At 71.1% G+C, this 16,056-nt stretch carries 9 protein-coding genes; 6 read left to right on the top strand and 3 right to left on the bottom strand.

Annotated elements, in window-relative coordinates; translation table 11 throughout:
* Positions 1 to 8 precede the first annotated feature (8 nt).
* On the top strand, positions 9 to 3,521 hold the full coding sequence (locus Ssi02_RS10555) for a carboxypeptidase regulatory-like domain-containing protein (protein ID WP_204024316.1): 3,513 nt from the start codon (positions 9 to 11) through the stop codon (positions 3,519 to 3,521).
* A gap of 77 nt (positions 3,522 to 3,598) precedes the next feature.
* On the top strand, positions 3,599 to 7,126 hold the full coding sequence (locus Ssi02_RS10550; protein WP_204024314.1) for a S8 family serine peptidase: 3,528 nt from the start codon (positions 3,599 to 3,601) through the stop codon (positions 7,124 to 7,126).
* 48 nt (positions 7,127 to 7,174) lie between these two features.
* On the opposite strand, the gene Ssi02_RS10545 is transcribed toward Ssi02_RS10550, so the two are convergent.
* The gene (locus Ssi02_RS10545; RefSeq protein ID WP_204024311.1) at positions 7,175 to 9,244 is read right to left on the bottom strand and encodes a DPP IV N-terminal domain-containing protein; all 2,070 of its coding nucleotides are present in this window, start codon (positions 9,242 to 9,244) and stop codon (positions 7,175 to 7,177) included.
* Positions 9,241 to 10,653 carry an MFS transporter gene (locus tag Ssi02_RS10540; protein WP_204024309.1) on the bottom strand — a complete coding sequence of 471 codons (1,413 nt, stop codon included), beginning with the start codon at positions 10,651 to 10,653 and terminating at the stop codon, positions 9,241 to 9,243. The genes Ssi02_RS10545 and Ssi02_RS10540 overlap by 4 nt, the downstream gene beginning before the upstream one ends.
* Before the next feature lie 194 nt (positions 10,654 to 10,847).
* On the opposite strand from Ssi02_RS10540, the gene Ssi02_RS10535 reads away from it, so the two are divergent.
* Together Ssi02_RS10535 and Ssi02_RS10530 are read left to right on the top strand one after the other, a co-directional pair.
* A complete protein-coding gene (locus Ssi02_RS10535) occupies positions 10,848 to 11,993 on the top strand; it encodes a sensor histidine kinase (protein WP_204024307.1) in 1,146 nt (381 codons plus the stop codon).
* Between the two features lie 29 nt (positions 11,994 to 12,022).
* Positions 12,023 to 12,715 (top strand): response regulator transcription factor, encoded by a 693-nt coding sequence (locus tag Ssi02_RS10530; protein WP_204024401.1) that lies wholly within the window; start codon positions 12,023 to 12,025, stop codon positions 12,713 to 12,715.
* Here the strand turns inward: Ssi02_RS10530 and Ssi02_RS10525 are convergent.
* A complete protein-coding gene (locus Ssi02_RS10525; RefSeq protein WP_204024305.1) occupies positions 12,705 to 13,406 on the bottom strand; it encodes a YoaK family protein in 702 nt (233 codons plus the stop codon). The genes Ssi02_RS10530 and Ssi02_RS10525 overlap by 11 nt on opposite strands.
* A 340-nt stretch (positions 13,407 to 13,746) precedes the next feature.
* Between Ssi02_RS10525 and Ssi02_RS10520 the strand changes: the two genes are divergently transcribed.
* The gene (locus Ssi02_RS10520) at positions 13,747 to 14,121 is read left to right on the top strand and encodes an avidin-fold protein (RefSeq protein ID WP_239128774.1); all 375 of its coding nucleotides are present in this window, start codon (positions 13,747 to 13,749) and stop codon (positions 14,119 to 14,121) included.
* Between the two features lie 410 nt (positions 14,122 to 14,531).
* On the top strand, positions 14,532 to 15,758 hold the full coding sequence (locus tag Ssi02_RS10515) for a retropepsin-like aspartic protease (RefSeq protein WP_204024303.1): 1,227 nt from the start codon (positions 14,532 to 14,534) through the stop codon (positions 15,756 to 15,758).
* Positions 15,759 to 16,056: the final 298 nt, after the last annotated feature.

Raw genomic sequence — 16,056 nt, 5'->3', positions numbered from 1 at the left:
GAGGCCGTGTGCCGCGCACCCCCCTGCGGTGGCGGGCGCTCCTGACCGGAACCGCCGCCGTTCTCATCCTGCTCCTCGCGCTCACGCTGCCGGCGGGTGTGGCCCAGGCCGCGCCCGACCCCGGCAAGATCGACAAGACTCTGGCCGAGGCCCTCGCCAAGGCGCCCGCGACGTTCCTGGTGCGTCTCTCCGGAGACGCCGCTCTAGCCTCCGTGAGCAAGGCCACGACCAAGGCCGCCAAGGGCGCGGAGGTGCTCAAGGCCAAATCCGCCCACGCCACCACCTCACAGGCCCCTCTCCGCGAACTCCTCACGGCGAAGAAGGCGGAGTTCACGCCCTACTGGATCGTCAACGCGGTCAAAGTGACCGGTGACGCCGCCCTCGCCGCCGAGATCGCGAAGCTGCCCGGAGTCGAGAGCATCCAGCCCGACCGGGCCCTCCCCAACCCCATGCGTGCCGCCCAGAGCACGGAGGTGCCCAAGGTCAACGCGGTCGAATGGAACATCGACCGCGTGGGCGCCCCCCGGGTGTGGAGCGAGTTCGGCACCCGCGGCGACGGCGTCGTCGTGGCCAACCTCGGCGTGGGAGGCGTGCAATACGACCACCCCGCCCTCGTCACCAAATATCGCGGCCGCAAGGCCGACGGCACGTTCGACCACAACCACAACTGGTTCGACCCCACACGGGCCTGCGCCACCGCGGCCCCGTGCGACACGTTCTACGCCGCCGGCACACGCTCCATGGGCGTCGCGGTCGGCGGGACCGCCGCCGACGCCATCGGCGTGGCCCCCGGCGCCAAGTGGATCGCCGTCCACCCCGGCACCTACACCTCGCATCTGCTGGCCGCCGCCCAGTGGCTGCTCGCCCCCACCGACCTCGACGGGCGCAACCCGAGGCCCGACCTCGCTCCCGACGTCGTCAACAACACCTGGAGCGACTGGGGCATCGACTCCTGGTCGTCGCCCTTGATCGACGCGTGGATCGCCGCCGGCATCTTCCCGGCGTTCACCTCCTCCACCTACACCCCGCACTACTGCAAGACCGTGCACTCCCCCGCCGCGGGCGCCAACGCCTACACCGTGGGCCTGATCGACCAGGCCGACAAGGCGTGGGCCAACTCAAGCCGCGGCTCCGGGCAGAACGACGAGGTCAAGCCCAACCTCACCGCCCCGGGCCTCAACGTGCGCACGTCGACGGCGGACGGCGGCTACGAGGTCTCCGGCGGCGACTTCGCCGCGGTCCCCCACGTCTCGGGCGCGGTGGCGCTCCTCTGGTCGGCGGCCCCCGCCCTGAAGGGCGACGTCGCGGCCACCCGCGCGCTGCTCGACGGCTCCGCGGTGGACGTCCCCGACATCACGTGCGGCGGAACCCCCGCCAAGAACAACGTCTATGGCGAAGGCCGCCTCGACGTCCACGCCGCGGTGCGCGCCGCGCCGATCGGCCGCATCGGCCTGCTGTCCGGCAAGGTGACCTCGGGCGGCACCCCGGTCGGCACAGCGGTCGTCACCCTCACCGGGCCGGTCAAGCGCACGATCGCCACGGGTGCCGACGGCGTCTACACGCTGCCGCGCCTGCCGGTCGGCGACTACCGGATCACCGTCCGCAAATACGGGTACGGCGACGCCACGGCGGCGGTCACCGTCACGGAGAACCAGCCGGCGACGGGCGACGCGGTGCTCACGCCGGTGCCGCTGCACGCGGTATCGGGCGCCGTCACCGTCGGCGGCGCCCCGATGGCCGGGGTCGTCGTCACCTCGCCGGGCACACCGGTGGAGGCGACCACCGACGCGGCGGGGCGCTACCGGGTGGAACTGCCGGCCGGCACCCGCACCTTGAAGGCGGTGCCGCCGCCCGCCATCTGCACGGGGCCGACCAGCGTCGCGGCGACCGTGGCCGGCGACACGGTCAAGGACATCGCAATGCTCCGCCGTACCGACAAATTCGGATATGCGTGCACGAGCGGCACCGCACCGTTCGTCCAGGGCACCGACCGGCTGCCCGGGGAGTGGTGGAACAGGGCGCCGGTGACGGCGTCGCTGCCCTTCGCCTTCCCCTTCTACGGAGGGACCTATCGGAAGATCTGGGTCACCAACGAGGGATACGTCAGCTTCGGGGAGTTCGACCAGATCCACCAGCGCGGCATCCCGTCGGTGGCCGTGCCCAACGCGGTGTTGTTCCCCTTCACCGGCGCCTCCGGGAACACCAGCGACGCCGGCGTCTACACCGCTACGTACGGCACAGCACCAGGCCGCACACATGTCATCGAATGGCGGGACCACTACGTGAACCGCGACCTCACCAACCGCATCGGGTTCGCGATGCTGCTCGGGGAGGACGGCTCGATCAAATTCCAGTATCGCGGCCGGGGCATCGCGGGCCATCGTGCCCTCATCGGTCTGGAGAACGAGGCCGGCACCGACGCCTTCGACTTCTCGGAGGGTCAGCGGAACGTCGTCGCCGACGGCCAGGAGCTGACCTTCGCCCCGACCCGGCACGGCCTGCTGACCGGCACCGTCACCGACGCGGGCGGCAGGCCGCTGGCCGGAGCCAAGGTGAAGGCCGGCGACGCCGTACTCACCACCGAGGCCGACGGCACCTTCCTCGGGCATGCGCCCGTGGGCGACCACCGCGTCACCGTGGAGAAGGAGCCCTACGGCAGCGTCACCCGGACGGCCACCGTCAGCGCCGGCGCCTGGACCCGCCTCAACGCCGCCCTGTCCGCCGACGACCTCGTCGCCTCCGCCACCGAGGTGGAACTTCCCGCGGCGGCGGGCACCACGAAGAGCCGCAAGGTGAAACTCACCAACAGGGGCACCACCACCGCCGTCTACACCGTCGCCACCGACCCCTCGGGGGGCTGGCTGAGCGCGACCCCCGCGGGCGGCGAGCTCGCGCCGGGCGCGTCGGCCACGGTGACCGTCACCGGCGCCGCCGCGGGGCTCTCCCCCGGCGCCGTCCGCAGCGGCGAACTGCTCGTGCGCTCGGGCGGCGGAGGCGCGCCGCTGGAGATCCCGGTGACCCTCGCCGTGCCGAGGCACCAGGTGTCCGTCGACTCCGGCGGCACACGCGAGACCACCGACTCGGAGGGTGAGCGCTGGTCGGCCGACCGCGCCTACACCGCAGGCGGCCACGGCTATCTCGGCGCGCGCAGCCGGGCGGTGTCCACCGCCGGGACCGTCCAGGGCACAGGCGATCCGGCGCTCTTCAAGACCGCACGCGAGGCCATGGCCGAATATCGCTTCGACAACCTGCCCGCCGGGGTCTACACGGTCGAGCTCGGCTTCGCCGAGACCCGCGGCGCTCAGCCGGGCGCACGCGTCTTCGACGTGCTGGCCGAGGGACGGCTCGCCGTGCCCGTGCTGGACATCGCCCAGGAGGCCGGCCAGAACACCGCCACGACGCGCCGCTACACCGTGAAGGTCGTCGACGGGCAGCTCAACCTGCGCTTCGCCGCGCAGAAGGGCGCTCCGCTCGTCAACACCCTCCGCGTCACCGAACGACCCGACAAGACCGCGCCGTAGGCGACCGCACACCGGCACGGCCGCCGGCCCCCTCCGCGCGGCCGTGTCCTCTCCCGCTGTGCGGCAAGGAGACCCATATGTCACGCTCCCCCAGGCGGTGGCGACCGGTGCTGCTCGGCACCCTCACCGCCCTCTCACTTCTGCTCCCGCAAGGTACAGCACAAGCCGCGCCCGCCCCCGTCCCCGAATCCGGGCCGCTGCCGGCGAAGATCGAGTCATCCCTCCTGCCCAAGTTGACGGCCGGAGGCCGGACCGAGTTCATCGTCCGCCTGAAGGAAGGCGCCGACCTCGGCGCGGCGGCCAAGGCCGTCACCAAGGCCGACAAGGGCGCCCAGGTGCTCGCCGCCAAGTCGGCCTACGCCGACAAGAGCCAGGCCGGGGTGCGCGAGCTGCTCACCTCGCGCAAGGCCGAGTTCACCCCGCTGTGGATCGTCAACGCGATCAAGGTGAAGGGCGACGCGGATCTCGCACGTGAGATCGCCGCCCTGGCCGAGGTCGAGAGCATCAAGGCCGATCGCGACCTGCCGCTCCCAGAGGCGGCGCCCGGCACGGAGGTGCCGAAGGTCAACGCCGTCGAGTGGAACATCGACCGCGTGGGCGCGCCCCGCGTCTGGAACGAGCTCGGCACCCGGGGCGAAGGCATCGTGGTCGCCAACATCGACACCGGCGTGGAGTACAAGCACCCGGCACTCGTCGAGAAGTACCGCGGCCGCAAGGCCGACGGCACCTTCGACCACAACTACAACTGGTACGGCGGCTCCGAGTGCCGCACCGGCGAGCCCTGCGACTGGAGCAACCACGGCACCCACACCATGGGCACCATGGTCGGCGGCACCCCCGAAGACACCATCGGTGTGGCCCCCGGCGCCAAATGGATCGCCGCCGGGATCTGCGACTTCGAGCACTGCTCCGAGTGGGAGATGATCGGCGCCGGGCAGTGGCTGCTGGCCCCCACCGACAGGACCGGGCGGAACCCCCGGCCCGACCTCGCCCCGCACATCGTCAACAACTCCTGGGGCGGCAACCCGGTCAACCGGTGGTGGTACAAGCCGATTCTCGACGCGTGGATCGCGGCGGGCATATTTCCCGCCTTCTCCAATGGCAACGGCGGCCCGGAATGCGCGACCAGCGGCTCACCCGGTGACAACGTCGAGGCCTACAGCGCCGGGGCGTTCGACACTTACAACGCCATCGCGCCGTTCTCCAGCCGCGGGGCGAGCGGCGACGGCCAGATCAAGCCCAACATCGCCGCCCCCGGTGTCAACGTGCGCTCGGCGAACCGGAGCGGCTACATCAGCAAATCCGGCACCTCGATGGCCTCGCCGCACGTGGCCGCCGCCGTGGCGCTGATCTGGTCGGCCGCACCTCACGTCAAGGGCGACGTCGCGGCCACCCGCGACCTGCTCGACCACACCGCGGCCGACGTCGAGGACACCAGTTGCGGCGGCACCGCGGCCCGCAACAACGTGTGGGGCGAGGGCAAGCTCGACGCGTATGCCGCCGTCCGCGACGCGCCGCAGATCAACGCCGGGCTGCGGGGCACGCTAACGTCGGGGGCGGCACCGCTGGAAGGCGCCGTCGTCACCCTCACCGGGCCGTCGAAGCGGAAGATCGTCTCCAAGGCCGACGGAACCTTCGCCCTGCCCAACGTGCGAGCCGGGACCTACGAACTCTCGGCCCGCAAGTTCGGCTACGACGACGCCACGGCCACCCTGACCATCGCCGCCGGCCAGTCGGCCGTGCAGGACCTCGCCCTCACCCTGCAGCCCCGGCGCAACGTGACCGGCACCGTCACCGACGCGGGCACCCCCGACTCGCCCGTCTCGGTCGTGGCCGCCGGCACGCCGGAGAGCACCGCCACCGACGCCGCCGGCGGCTACCGGTTGTCCCTGCCCGCCGGGACCTACACCCTCAAGCTCACCCCGCCCGCCGGACGGTGCAGCCGCGCCGTCGACGTGCAGGTCACCGTCGCCGGCGACACGGTCAGGGACATCGATCTGCCCCGGCGCACCGACCCGTTCGGCCACGGCTGCGTCGCCGGGAAGCGGCCCTACGTCGCCGGCACCGAGAAGCTGCCGCTCTCCGGCTTCGGCATGTCCGCCTCGGTGGCTCTGCCGTTCGCCTTCCCGTTCTACGGTGAGAACCACACCAAGGTGTGGGCCGGCACCAGCGGAGTGCTCGACTTCGACCGGAACGACCGCGCGTGGCGCAACTGGCAGTTGCCCAGCCCCTATCGCTCGACGGCCATTATGCCCTTCTGGGACGACCTGGTGGTGGACGGCCAGGCCGGGATGTACACCGCCACCTTGGGCACCGCGCCGCACCGCACCTTCGTCGTCGAGTGGCGTGACGTCACCTTCAGCGAGCGGCGCGACGTGCGCTTCTCGGTGTCGGCGGCACTCGGGGAGAACGGCTCGATCAGCTTCCACTACCGCGGTGTGAAGGACGCGCTGACCACGGGATCGACCGCCACCATCGGCCTCGAGCACCGCGACTCCAGGTCGTTCTCTTTCGTGCACGAGGCCGCCGTGCTCGCCGATGGACAGAGCATCACCTTCGCCAGCCCGCACGGCGTGCTCGCCGGCACCGTGGTCGACGCCAACGACGGCAGGCCGCTGGCCGGGGCCAAGGTCGCCGTCGGCGACGGTCTCACCGCCACCACCGGTCAGGACGGCACCTATCTCACCCAAGTGCCGGTGGGCGACTACCAGGTCACGGTGAGCAAGGAGCACTACGGGGCGCAGAGCCGGCCCCTGTCCCTCGCCACCGGCGGCTACACGTGGCTCGACACCGAACTGATCACCGGCCGGGTGAGCGCCTCCCTCGGCGAAGCGGACCTGCTCACTCCGGCGAACTCCGCCAAGAGCGTCGACCTCGTGCTCACCAACCTGGGCGGCAGCGCCACGCCGTTCGCGCTGCGCACCGAGCCCGCCGCCGGCTGGCTCACCGCCACCCCCGCGGACGGCACCCTCGCCCCCGGCGCCTCCACCACCGTGAAACTCACCGTGAACAGCGCCGGCGTGCCGGCCTCCACCTATCGCAAGGGCACCCTGTCCGTGCGGTCGGACAGCGGGCGCAACCCGAAGATCGACATCCCGGTCACCATGGTCGTGCCCGGCACCCGCCTCGCCGTCGACGCGGGCGGCACCCGCGACGTCACCGACTCCGCCGGCGAACGCTGGACCGCCGACCGCGCCCACACCGCAGGCGGCCACGGCTACGTCAGCACCCGCAACCGCACCCACTCCACCCGGGCCGTGATCAAGGGCACCGCCGACCAGGCGCTGTTCCAGCGCGCCCGTGAGGGCATGTCTGAGTATCGCTTCGACAACCTGGCGAACGGCTACTACACCGTCGAACTCGGCTTCGCCGACACCCGCAACACCCGCCCCGAACGCCGCGTCTTCGACGTCTACGCCGAAGGCGACCTGGCCGTCCCCGCCCTTGACCTCGCCCAGGAGGTCGGCGTCCGCACCGCCACCGTCCGGCAGTACACGGTCAAGGTGACCGACGGCCAGCTCAACGTGCGCTTCCTGCCCCGGACGGGCAAACCCATCCTCAACTCCATCCGAGTCTCCGACCGCCCGGACATGGTCACCCCCTAGCCCCGCCCACCCCGAGGGCCCGCTCCCAACGGGGGCGGGCCCCTTCTTTCAGCCCTCCAGAGTCAGGGTGAAGCCGGTGGGGGGTTCCTCGCCGAGGAGGTGGCGGACCAGGTAGTCCCACTGGCGGCGGAGCACGTGGGACTCTGCGTGCAGGTAGCCGTGGGCGGCGCCGGGGACCATGAGCATGTCGAAGTCCTTGTCGGCGCGGATCAGGGCGTCCACCAGGCGCAGGGTGAGGGTGGGGTGGGTGTTGTCGTCCATCTCGCCGCACAGGAGGAGCAGCTTCCCCTTCAGGCCGGCGGCGTGGGGGACGAGGGACCACTGGTCGTAGTCGCGTGGCGGCGGGCCACCGTACGTCTCGCCCCACAGTGCGTAGTAGCCCGCGGTCTCGTAGTTGCCGGCGGAGGCGACGCCCACGTGGAAGACGCCGGGGTGGTGGAGGAGTGCCGCGGCGGTGGCGGTGCCGCCGCCCGAGTGGCCGGCGATGCCGACGCGGCCGAGGTCGAGGTAGGGACGGTCGGCGGCCAGCTGGGTGAGGGCGGCGACGTGGTCGGCGAGGCCGACGCGAAGCGTCGGGTCACCGTACCCCGCGTCGTGGAAGGCCTTGGAGCGGTACGGCGTGCCGCGGCCGTCGAGGACGACCACGGCGAGGCCGAGCTGGGCGAACATGGGGGCGCCGGCGGCCTGGTCGAGGAGGTAGGGATCGACGGGATAGCCGCGGAGGTTGAGGCGGGCCAGCCGCGGAAGCTGCCCGCCGTTGTAGACCGAGTCGAGGATCGGGTAGCTCGCCGACGGGTCGAAGTCGCCGGGCAGGTAGAGCAGGCCGTGCACGTCGGTGACGCCGTCGGCGGCTTTGACGGTGAAGGGTTCGGGGGCACGCCAGCCGGCTTCGAGAAGGCGGCGGATGTCGGCGCGTTCGAGTTCGAGCACGACGGTCCCGTCGCGGTCGCGCAGCACGGTGACGGGTGGTTCCGCGGGGGTGGCGTAGGTGTCGACGAACCAGCGGCCGTCGGGTGAGGCGGTGACGTCGTGGTCGGCCTGTTCGGGGGTGAGGCGGGTGAGGCCGGTGCCGTCGAGGCCGACGCGGAAGAGCCCGCGGTGGTAGGGGTTCGGGTCGTGGCCGCCGGCGAGGAAATAGAGTTCGCGGCGCTCCTCGTCGAGGTGGACGATCGCCCGCACGAGCCACTCGCCCCGGGTGACCTGGCAGACGAGCTCCCCGTCGCGGTAAAGGTAGAGGTGGCCCCAGCCGTCGCGTTCGGAGAACCACAGCACCTCGTCGCCGAAGGTCCGCACGAGGGGGAAGTCGATGACGGTCGGGCTGTAGTGCATGATCGTCTCAGCCGTCTCCTCCAGCACGACGCAGGCCGCGCCGGTGCGGGCGTCGATGCGGTAGAGGCGGGCGCTCTTGTAGCCGCGGGTGCTGTAAAGCAGCCAGAGGGTGTCGTCGTCGCTCCACCAGACCCGTTCGACGCCGAGTGGCGCGTCGTGGGTGAAGGTGAGGGGTTCGATGTCCACGTCGACGCGTTCGCCGGTCTCGGCGTCCAGGATGAGGTGGGTGATCGTCGGCGGTTCGTCGCCTGGCATCTCATAGTGCATGGTGTGCACGAGGGGTCTCGGCTGCCCGGCGCCGGGCGGGCACGACTGGGTGAGGGTGAGGGTGGGCACGTGCCGCTGGTCGACGCGGCAGGTGACGAACCTGCGCCCGCCGGGTGCGAAGACGACCAGCGGCGGGGTCCGGAGGCCCTGCTGGCGGGCGACGACCGGCATGCGACTCTGGTCGCTGGGCAGGCCGTAGCCCCAGCCGGCGACCCCGTCCGCCGTGACGGGCGTGCCGTTGACGGTGAGGTTCTCGCCTTCGACGCCTACGGCGTACCTGCCGTCGGGTGAGGTCACCAAACCGGTGATCATGGGCGGCGGGGCCTCCTCGGCCCCGGGGTCGGCGATGACCTGCCGTTCCCGCTTCTCCGGCCACACGCGGACGAACTCCGGCCCTTCAGGCGTGTTGACCTTGTACCAGAACGAGTCGCCCTCCCAGTGAGGAGTGACCAGCGCGCGGAAGACAAGCTGGTCGTGGCGCGACATGTGCAGGCGTTCCGCCCGGCGATATCTGTCGATCACGAGGATTCTCCAATCGTTTCGTTGATCAGTGCGTCAAGGTCGTGCATGAGCGTGCGGTGGATCGTGGCGATGAAGAGCGATCCGGCGGCTGCCGGGACGATAAGCAGCGTCAACGCCCCCTCGATGCCGACGGCCAGCTCGGCGAGCACGAGCAGCCCGGCGCCGAGGAGGCCGCCGAAGGCGAGGATGAGGCCGATGGCCGCCATCGCGTGCGGCCGGTCGGCGGGCCGGATCACCGACAGCGCCCCGGTGAACAGGCAGGGCCCGACGACCGCCATGAGCGCCTGCCCGAGCGCGAGCAGCGACAACACCAGCCACAAGGTGGGTGCGACGGTGGACAGCCCGAAGGCCGCCGCGGCGACGGCGAGCGCGCCGCCGCTGAGCCGCATGAACCGTGAGGGCCCGGCCTGGAAGGCCCGTTCCGCCCGGTTGCCGAAGAGCACAAGCGCCACGATCGTGAGGGCTGCCGCCGCACCGGTGAACAGGCCGCGCTCGGCGACGGTGAGATGCCACTTGGAGTCGAGGAAGGTGGAAACATAGATTCCGTACGGCACAGCCAGCACGCCGATCGCGGTGAATCCCACGGCCATGCGGCGGATCGACGGGACGCGGAACACACGGCGAAGGGTCCGGAACAGCCCCTCCGCCTCGACCACGCGGCCGGTGCCGGCCCGTCTGGTCAGTTCGAGGGCGTCCCAGCGGCCGAGTTCCGGCTCCTTGAGGCCCACGGCGTACAGCCCCGCGGCCAGCGACAACGCGCCGAGCACGATGAACACCCCCCGCCAGTCCAGCCCGGACCACGCGGCGAGCGCGGCGATCAGCAGCGGCGCGAGGATGCCCGCGAGCGGCGACGAGGCGGCGTAGAGCGACATGACGCGCACCCGCGCCGGCGGCGGGTAGGCGTCCATGAGCAGCGGCGGGTGCAGCACGGCGACCGCCCCGGTGGTGACGCCGTTGATCAGCATCAGCGCGGTGAGCGCGGCCGGGCCCTGGACGAGCCCGGTGAACAGGGTGGTGATGCTCCAGCCGAAGGCCGTGGCGAGGGCGATCCGCACCCGCCGCGGATAGCGCCGCAACGCAGCGGCGAGTATCAGCGGGCCCACCCCTGCCGCGATGCTCTGCGCCGCGACGATCGCCGACAGGGTGCCGGCGTCGACGCCCAGCGAACGCGACACCTCCGGCGCTACCACGCCGAACGCCTGCGTCATGAAATTGTCCACCACGGCCAGCAGGCCGAGGGCCGACACGAAGTAGAGTCCGGTGCCGTGCTCCCGCAGCGTCCGCATCAGCGGCGGGGCGTCGTCGGCGCCGGTCACGCCGAGTACGGCACGGGCCTCGTCACGCGAGATCCGCGCCTCGGGAGGGGGGTCGTCACGCGAGATCCGCGCCTCGGGAGGGGGCTCGTGCATAAGCGGTTCCTTCTCGGAGGTGACCCGGGGGCTTTGGGAGGGATGTCCACCGAGAATCCCGTGGCGGCGCCGGGCTTCACGAGCCGCGAAAGGCGTGAGGCGGGCACGCGAAAGTGTGGAGAGGCCACCTACTTTCGTCGTGTCCGCGCCACCGGGGCTCTCCGCTCCGCCGCGCGGGCAGGTACCTTGGCGGCGTGAAGCCGCATGTCAGCCCAGCAGCCCTGCCGTGGCCGGATCTCCGGGCGTTCACGGCGGACGCCGCGCTCGCGACCGCTGTGGGGTTCGTCGGTGTCACCTCGACGCTGGTGATCAGCGGCGCGGTGCCGATGCGGATGGTCCCGACGCCTCCGGGGCTGGAGGTGTGGGCGCAGGTGATCGCGGCGGCGGCGCTGCTGTTCCGGCGGCGCCATCCACTGGCGGTGGTGGCGCTGATAGTGCCGCTTGGATATGCGGCGACGGTTCCGGTGGCTTTGCCGTTCGCGCTGTATTCGCTCGGGGCCTATCGGGGGGACCGGCGGCTGCTGATCACGATGGCGGTGCTGACGCTGGTCGTCACGGCGCACCTGTGGGAGACGACGAGTGTGGAGGCCGCCGTCCAGTTGATCTCGGTCTCCGGCCTGGCCGTCGTGCCGGCCACGCTGCTCGGCCTCTACGTCGACAGCCAGCGGCGGCTGCACCGCGCCCTCGCCGAGCGGGCCGAACGGGCCGAACGCGAGCAGATGATGCTGATCGAGCAGGCGAGGTCGGAGGAGCGCACCCGGCTCGCCCGCGAGATGCACGACGTGGTGACCCACCACGTGAGCCTGATGGTGCTCCAGGCCGGCTCCCTGCGGATGACCGCCCCGACCGGCGAAGTGCGCGACGCCGCCGAGGAGCTCCGCGCCACCGGGCGGCGTGCCCTGTCGGAGCTGCGGGAGGTGGTCGGCGTGCTGCACGACCCGGGCCCCGCCGCCCTGGCCCCGCCGCCGTCGCTGCTTGACGTGTCACGGCTGGTCACCGACTCGGGCATGCGGGTCGAGCTGCACCAGGACGACGGCATCACCCTGTCGCCCGCGCTGGGCCGCACCGCCTACCGCGTCGTCCAGGAGGCCCTCACCAACGCTCGCAAACACGCCCCCGGCGCCGCCGTGGCCGTGCGCCTCAAGCGCCACGATGGCCTCATCCGGGTCAGCGTGAGCAACTCCCCCACCTGCGGCCCGCCCCTCGGCCTGCCCGCCTCCTCCGGCACCGGGCTGCTGGGCCTGCGCCAGCGGGTGGAGCTCATGGGCGGCGGCTTCCAGGCCGGCACAACCCCCGACGGCGGCTTCGAGGTCGTCGCGACCCTCCCGGAGGCGGCGTGACCGAGCCGACCCGCGTGCCCGAAGACGGCATGAACGAGCCGGCCCGCGTGCCTGCGGGCACCGTAAGCGCGCCGATCCGGGTGCTATTGGTCGACGACGAACGCCTCGTCTGCGCTCACCTGCACACAATCCTCTCCCGCGCCCCCGGCCTGGAGATCGTCGGCCAGGCCCACGACGGCGCCGAAGCGGTCGAGGCCGTCATACGGCACAAGCCAGACGTTGTCCTGATGGACATCCGCATGCCCGGCGTGGACGGCCTGACGGCAACCGAACGCATCTGCGCCCTGCCGAACTCCCCCAAGGTGGTCATGCTGACCACCTTCGACCTGGACGAATACGCCCTGCGCGCCCTCCGCGCCGGCGCCGCCGGCTTCCTCCTCAAGGACACCGACCCGGAAAACCTCATCGACATCGTCCGCGTCGCCGCCGAAGGCCACGCGATCGTCTCCCCCACACTGACCCGCCGCCTCCTGGCCGCCTTCTCGGTCGCCGCCCCCTCCCGCCACCAGGCCCGCTCCCTTGTCGCCACCCTCACCACCCGCGAAACCGAAGTCCTCACCTGCCTCGGCGAAGGCCTCTCCAACGCCCAAATCGGCACCCGCCTCCACCTCAGCGAAACCACTGTCAAGGGCTACGTCTCCCGCCTCCTGTCCAAACTCCACTGCACCAACCGCACCCAAGCCGCCCTCCTCGCCTACGACGCGGGCCTGGTCAGCCGGTAGTCGGGGGTGGGTGGGGCGATTCGGGTTCGTGGTAGAGGAGGGCGGCGGTGGTTACCACCAGGGTGGCGGCCAGGAGGGGCCAGGCCAGGCCGAAGGTCAGGAGCAAGGCGGCGCCGGTCAGGGCGCCGGTGAACATCGCGGTGACGGCCAGGAGGCGGCGGCCCGCGCGGATGTTGGTGCCGCCGCCGAGGGGGGACTCCGCGGCGAGGCCGGCCAGGGTGCGGGTGATGACGGTGGTGGGGAGGTCGGGCACGGCGAGGGCCCGCACGGTGCCGTTGCGGATGCCCATGGCCAGGGCCAGCAGGGCGATCAGCACGTAGGTCGCCGCCTCGGCGACGAAGGCGACCACCGTGGCGGCCGCGGTCAGCGACGCCTCGGCGACCAGCGCGCACCGGACCCACGCCACCCGCGACCGCTCGCGGAAGAAGACCCGCAAACGGCCCGCGCCGATGCCGCCGATTATGAACACTCCCAGCGACAGCAGGCTGTTGACCGCGGAATACTCAGACGCACCCGCGGTGGCGAGCCCGGCGATGATGACGTTGCCTGTCATGTTCGCCGTGAACACGTGGCCGAGCCCGAGATAACTGGTGGCGTCGACGAACCCGCTGACCACCGTCAACGTGATCAGCAAAATCGACAGCGGGTGCCGCGTGGGAACGGACGACGCGCCACCGCTATCGGACGCCATCTCGCCTCCCAGGCTCGCCCCGACGCCTCCGCGACCGTGCGGGACGTGAGAACGAGGCTCTCAGGAGACGACCGGCGAGAGGGTGTCCGACGGATCCTTTCCACCCCCAGGGGCGAGCGCGGGCCGGACTCTGCGGGCGGCGAAGGCACCACGTTCCTACGGCACGGCCATGTTCGTACGGGCGGGAACGGCCAACGAGGCCTCTGCCGTACGAAGATCTTTATCGTGTGAGGGCCGGGAGGGCCCGCCCGGCTGGACGGATGCTGCGCCGGGGGGCGGTTGACAGGAGGAACGTCCAGGACTGAGAACAGTGTCCGGAAATATCATCACTATGGGCATTATGACTTCCCATGTACCTCATGCCTTCCACAACGAGAGGCACCTGCTCAACGGACGCCGGTTCGCCATGGTGAGTTCCACCGCCAGCGCGGTGAACCCCCGCACACCGACCGAGTTCGTCTACGAGGAGCAGGACGGCGTCGTCTGGGGCACCTATACCGGCGACACCGTGACCATCGGCCGCTTCGTCGGCACGCGCGCCGGCGACCGGCTGGAGATCGACTACGTGCACCTGCTGAAGGCCGGGGGCCGCAGCGGCGGGCACAGCACGAGCCGGATCGAGCCCTTGAGCGACGGACGGCTGCGCCTGGTGGAGGAGTTCCGCTTCGCGGGCGACGACAAGCTGCACGAGAGCATTTGCGACGAACTCCGCTGACCTGTACGGCACAGCCGATCAGACGTTCCCGGCTCGACTTTCAAACCCCGCAAGCACATGCGGGCGTGTAGAGGACTGAAGAGTCGCGGGGCAGACTCTCGTCTCGCTCGCAGGCCTTTGGCCGAGCCCGGCCAAAGGCCTGCCGTCTCACATTGACCGGCAACCTGAACGCCGCCGCGGAGCACAGCCGCCGGTCGCGCAGGTCGAGGTCGTTGCCCCCGCACGATAGGCACCTGTACACTATTCCGGAATTCCGGAATTTCAGATAATCTCTCGATGGATCTGAGAGTGCCAATGGACACGACAAGGCAGCGACTCGCCGCCCAGGCGCCGGTCCCACTGCTCACCGCCATCGCGGCCGCCCAGAACCTGAGCGCCGGAGGCGATCAGGCAGCCAAGGAGGCCGGGACATGAGCCGGGTCTCCCGCGGGTGGCTCGCCCGAGGAGCGCCCGCCCGCGCCGCGTGGCGGGCTTGGGCGCGTGGGGACATCGACGAAGCCGAGCGCCTGGCCGCACATGCCGGCCATCGGCAGCAGGCACACCTCCGGTTCCTGACCGGCTACGTGCGCGGAAACTACGAGCAGGCGCTCACCCACTACGACACCCTTCACCACCTGGATCCGGCCTGCACGGAACTGGACGAACCCGCGGCGCATGCTCTGCTGCATCTGGACCGGCCGGCCGAGGCCTACGACCACATGCAGCGGCGCCGGGGGAAGCGGCCGACGCCTCCCGGCCTCGTGTCGCGGATGAATCACCCACTGAGCAGTAGGCTCGACCACACGGCCGCTCTTCCCTTCGCCGATCACGTGCTGGCGCCCTATCTGCCCGCGGTGGACGCCACGGTCAACGGCCACCCGGTGCACGCCCACATCGATACCGGCGGCACATTCCTCGTCATGGGAACCACACGCGCCGACGCACTGGGCATCCAGCTGACCTACGGCGGAAGGAACCACCACGGTACGACCCGCACCGACCGCTACACCGGGACGGCCAAGGAACTGACGCTTGGCGACGCCGTCTTGACCAATGTGCCGGTGGACGCCATGCCGACGCTAAGCGACGACCAGGACCTCGTCATCATCGGCACCAACGTCCTGCAGCGTTTTCTCACCACCATCGACTATCCCCGCCGGCGCCTGCTCCTGTCACCACGCCGCGACCCACAGCAGGCGGCGGAGCACCTCGCGCTTCTCAACGGCCGGCCCGAGGTCGCCCGGATCCCCTTCTACCTGTGGGCGGACCACTACATGTTCGCCCGCGGAGGCTTCGGCACCCGGCAGGACCTCAATTTCTTCATCGACTCCGGACTGGTCTACATCGGGCAAGAGGACGGCTCACCGCCCCGCCAGGCCTGCCTCTACACGACCGCGCGGCGATACCGCTCCTGGGGTGTGCACCGGGCTCGCGCGGCCCGCCCGCACTTCAGCGTCGACGAGCCGATCCACCTGGGCCCGCTGCGCCAGAGCGATCAGTTCGTGGCCACGACACCGACCCGGCATATGCCCTGGGCGTCGTTCGGAGGTGTGCGCATCGACGGCCTGCTGTCCCACTCCTTCCTCGACAAGTACACCTGGACCCTCGACTTCGACCGGCACGAATACACCTTCCGACACCCCGCCACACCCGCATGACCCCCACGTCATGCCCGCACATTCCGGACATGCGGCGACAGCCGTTCCTTGACTGATCAGGCTGGCGATCAGGCCTACGGTGGACCACCTTCAGGGAGACGACTGGACCGACGGTGTCTCATGGAGACTGGTCCGTCCCAGGTCGCGGGCATGCCCTTGGGCCAGATTCGTTGAGACAGGGCACCAGGGCGGGTCAAGGCAGGTCGTCCCATGCGACCAGGCCGTGGCGAGGGGCGCAGACGGCCTCGTGGACGCGGGTGCGAAGCAGGTGACCCGGCTCGCCGCCCTGCTGGGGCAG

The organism is Sinosporangium siamense (genome assembly GCF_016863435.1).
Taxonomy (GTDB): domain Bacteria; phylum Actinomycetota; class Actinomycetes; order Streptosporangiales; family Streptosporangiaceae; genus Sinosporangium; species Sinosporangium siamense.
Note: the sequence above shows the minus strand (reverse complement) of the source record. Positions and strands in the feature narration are given on the sequence as shown.

Bases quoted from the DNA above. Each gene is read 5' to 3' on its own strand.
- Ssi02_RS10550 (WP_204024314.1), top strand. From the start codon at position 3,599: ATGTCACGCTCCCCCAGGCGGTGGCGACCGGTGCTGCTCGGCACCCTC.
- Ssi02_RS10540 (WP_204024309.1), bottom strand. From the start codon at position 10,653: ATGCACGAGCCCCCTCCCGAGGCGCGGATCTCGCGTGACGACCCCCCT.
- Ssi02_RS10530 (WP_204024401.1), top strand. From the start codon at position 12,023: ATGAACGAGCCGGCCCGCGTGCCTGCGGGCACCGTAAGCGCGCCGATC.
- Ssi02_RS10525 (WP_204024305.1), bottom strand. From the start codon at position 13,406: ATGGCGTCCGATAGCGGTGGCGCGTCGTCCGTTCCCACGCGGCACCCG.
- Ssi02_RS10520 (WP_239128774.1), top strand. From the start codon at position 13,747: ATGACTTCCCATGTACCTCATGCCTTCCACAACGAGAGGCACCTGCTC.
- Ssi02_RS10515 (WP_204024303.1), top strand. From the start codon at position 14,532: ATGAGCCGGGTCTCCCGCGGGTGGCTCGCCCGAGGAGCGCCCGCCCGC.